This window comes from Shewanella sp. UCD-FRSSP16_17, from assembly GCF_001675935.1.
Classification (GTDB): Bacteria; Pseudomonadota; Gammaproteobacteria; order Enterobacterales; family Shewanellaceae; genus Shewanella; species Shewanella japonica.
The window spans coordinates 1-2,571 of record NZ_LZFV01000014.1 but is presented as its reverse complement, the minus strand read 5'-3'; the positions used below and the strand labels follow the sequence as shown (position 1 = coordinate 2,571).

Here is a 2,571-nt window from a genome sequence, read left to right as displayed (position 1 = left end):
GGTTCGCAATAACGAAGGGAAGGTTTGCTTCAGCACAGGCCATAATAAATGGCATTTCTAAGCGACCTGTTGCTTCAATAACGATGCGTTCAGGATGGTGTTTCTTGATTAAGTTAACAGCTTCTTTAATTCCTTTCTCATCGTTTTTGACGGTGAAAAAGATATCGAGAGGTCGGATATATATATCGAGCTGAAACTTACCCGTATCGACACCGATGTTAATGTTTTGATTAGTTTTTGAATTCATAATAAGCTAACTCTTGCTTGCAAATGCGGGTTCGAGACCCAGTAGACTATTCGAGTGTTTTGCTTGGAGTCCTTTGTCGCGTTCTTTCTTGTTATCGGTCTCTCAATAGAGGAGCCAGCAATCAATCGAACTACGACAAGGAAAGCTTTAGTTGCAGCTAAAGCCTGGGTCTCACATTACCCGAAACAGGGAAGTATTTGTAAATTAGGTGGGTTTATTATCCATACAAGTCAATCAAGCAGGACTAAAAACAGTTTGCTGTTTTCGTTCCTCAACATTTTAGCAAACAATTTTTAGCCTCTTATTGGGGCGTTAGGAGTACCAATGAAACTGTGCATATTTCTAGCTTTATGCGTTATTTCGTTGAATGTGTTTGCAAAAGATAAGAGTCAATACACGCCAGAGCAATTGTTCGTGATTGGCACTGAATTATTTAAGAAAGAAGAAAATGAGTTTAATCCAAAATTAGGACTCGAATTCATGCTTGAATCAGCAAAATTCAAGTATGAGCATGCTCCATTCGGATTATGTGTTTCCTTATCAACTACTAAAGAAATTTTAGATCTTAAAGAGGCATACTCTTGGTGTTATGTTGCTGAAAAAATAGGTAACGAATTTTCAAAAATAGCCGAGGACAGAAGTAAGGAAATACTAGGAAAAATACTTTTAGATGACGGCATTGAAGCGGTATCAGAAGCAAAAGAATTAGGAATATTAAAATACAGTCAGTAAGGTACTCCTAACAAGTCAATTCAGTAGGACAAAAAACAGTTGGTTTTGCTCCTGCGTCGCTAATTTTAACCAACTGATTTTTGCCTCTGATTGAGGCGTTATGTGTTTCAAGGAGAGTGTACATGTCGGGTCAGTATCCAAATAAAATAAAAAGCCTTCCTTTATATGATGGCAGGTTCGATGCTTACAAACTGGAAGCAAATGGTAGTGATGTTCTTTTTGCTTCTTATCCTGCAGGAACCTCTATTCCTCCACATGTTCATGAAACAGATAACCATGGTGTCATAACGCGTGGCGAATTAATTTTAACAATGAATAATAATGAAACGAGAGTTAAAACAGGCGATTGGTATCATGTCCCAGCAAACGTAGAGCATTCTGCACGATTTGAAGTTGATACGGACGAAGTCGAGTTTTGGTTTAAAGAAAACACATAACAAGACGCTAAAGGACGGACAAAAAACAGTTGGATTTTGCTCGTACCTCGCTAATTTTAGCCAACATTTTTTGCCGCTTAGCGTGGCGTTAGCTATACAAGGAAACTCAGTATCAAACTTTTAGCTCTATTCTCACTACTTTTTTCTGCTTTCGTAAATGCGGGAAATATCTATGTAGAATTCCCAGGCAAAGTAGACCCAAATGGTAAATATGTTTTTTATTCTCATGGAAAAATTGTTGAAGGAAAAAATACTAATCCAATAAGTCCTCGCTGGGGGGAATATGATTTTCCAAAAGTTAAAGAGTCACTTTCAAGTAATAACTACAGTCTCATTGCTTATCACAGACCCGAAAAAACCAATCCCAAAAAGTTCGCCATTAAATTATCAAATGATGTTAAAAAATTAATTTCCCTTGGCGTTAAGCCTCAAAATATATCACTTGTAGGTTTCTCTCGTGGTGGTGAAATAACAATTTTAGCCTCAAATAACTTACAGAATAAAGATATTAATATTATTCTTCTAGCTAGCTGCGCTAGCTTTATGAAGAATAAAAATCCTTTCAAAGTTTACGGGAAGGTTTCTTCAATTTATGAAACATCTGATATGGTTGGTTCTTGTCAGTTCCTGATAAACCAAAGTTCTAATGTAAGCTCATTTAATGAAATTTCTATTAGTACAGGTAAAGAACATGGCGCATTTTTTAAACCGATTCCTGAGTGGGTTAAACCAGTTAAAAAGTGGCTTAGCGATAAAGTATAGCTAACAAGAATTTAAAGCGGGACTGCTAACAGTTTGCTCGGTTCCGCTTCGCTTCACATTTTAGCCAACTACAATTTGCCCCTTAACAGGGCTACATGGACTCCCCTTTGTCAAGCAATAGTAATCCGACAACAACAGTGGATCTGACAGCTGCTCTACATTCGGCGTTTGACTAGCTTGCTGCCTAAACAGCTTTTGGCTATCGCCCTGATGATTTGCGCTTGAGCAAAGATCTCATTCGTTAAACAGTATTACTGACTCTTTCGAGCAAGATGTACTTCCCAACTAACCAGATTCAATTGCTCTCGGTCTGACCGTGTTATCGTCAATTGCTAATGCGTCGACTCGGTGGGGTTAACCGTGTGGGTTAAACCTTTTTACGTTTTACGTTTT

Annotated in this window: 3 protein-coding genes and 1 pseudogene; 3 read left to right on the top strand and 1 reads right to left on the bottom strand. The window is 37.8% G+C overall.

Annotated features, from left to right (window positions below; genetic code table 11):
- A pseudogene (locus tag A9267_RS11445) lies at positions 1-247 on the bottom strand (IS110 family transposase); the annotation flags it as partial.
- A gap of 324 nt (positions 248-571) precedes the next feature.
- On the opposite strand from A9267_RS11445, the gene A9267_RS11440 reads away from it, so the two are divergent.
- The 3 genes from A9267_RS11440 (at position 572) to A9267_RS22235 (ending at position 2,178) form a co-directional block, all read left to right on the top strand.
- The gene (locus tag A9267_RS11440; protein ID WP_065109266.1) at positions 572-979 is read left to right on the top strand and encodes a hypothetical protein; all 408 of its coding nucleotides are present in this window, start codon (positions 572-574) and stop codon (positions 977-979) included.
- Positions 980-1,101: 122 nt separating this feature from the next.
- Positions 1,102-1,416, top strand: a complete 315-nt coding sequence (locus A9267_RS11435) for a cupin domain-containing protein (RefSeq protein ID WP_065109265.1) — start codon at positions 1,102-1,104, stop codon at positions 1,414-1,416.
- 543 nt (positions 1,417-1,959) lie between these two features.
- A complete protein-coding gene (locus tag A9267_RS22235) occupies positions 1,960-2,178 on the top strand; it encodes a hypothetical protein (protein WP_331712004.1) in 219 nt (72 codons plus the stop codon).
- Positions 2,179-2,571 lie beyond the last annotated feature (393 nt).

Bases quoted from the DNA above. Each gene is read 5' to 3' on its own strand.
- A9267_RS11440 (WP_065109266.1), top strand. From the start codon at position 572: ATGAAACTGTGCATATTTCTAGCTTTATGCGTTATTTCGTTGAATGTG.
- A9267_RS22235 (WP_331712004.1), top strand. From the start codon at position 1,960: ATGAAGAATAAAAATCCTTTCAAAGTTTACGGGAAGGTTTCTTCAATT.
- A9267_RS11435 (WP_065109265.1), top strand. From the start codon at position 1,102: ATGTCGGGTCAGTATCCAAATAAAATAAAAAGCCTTCCTTTATATGAT.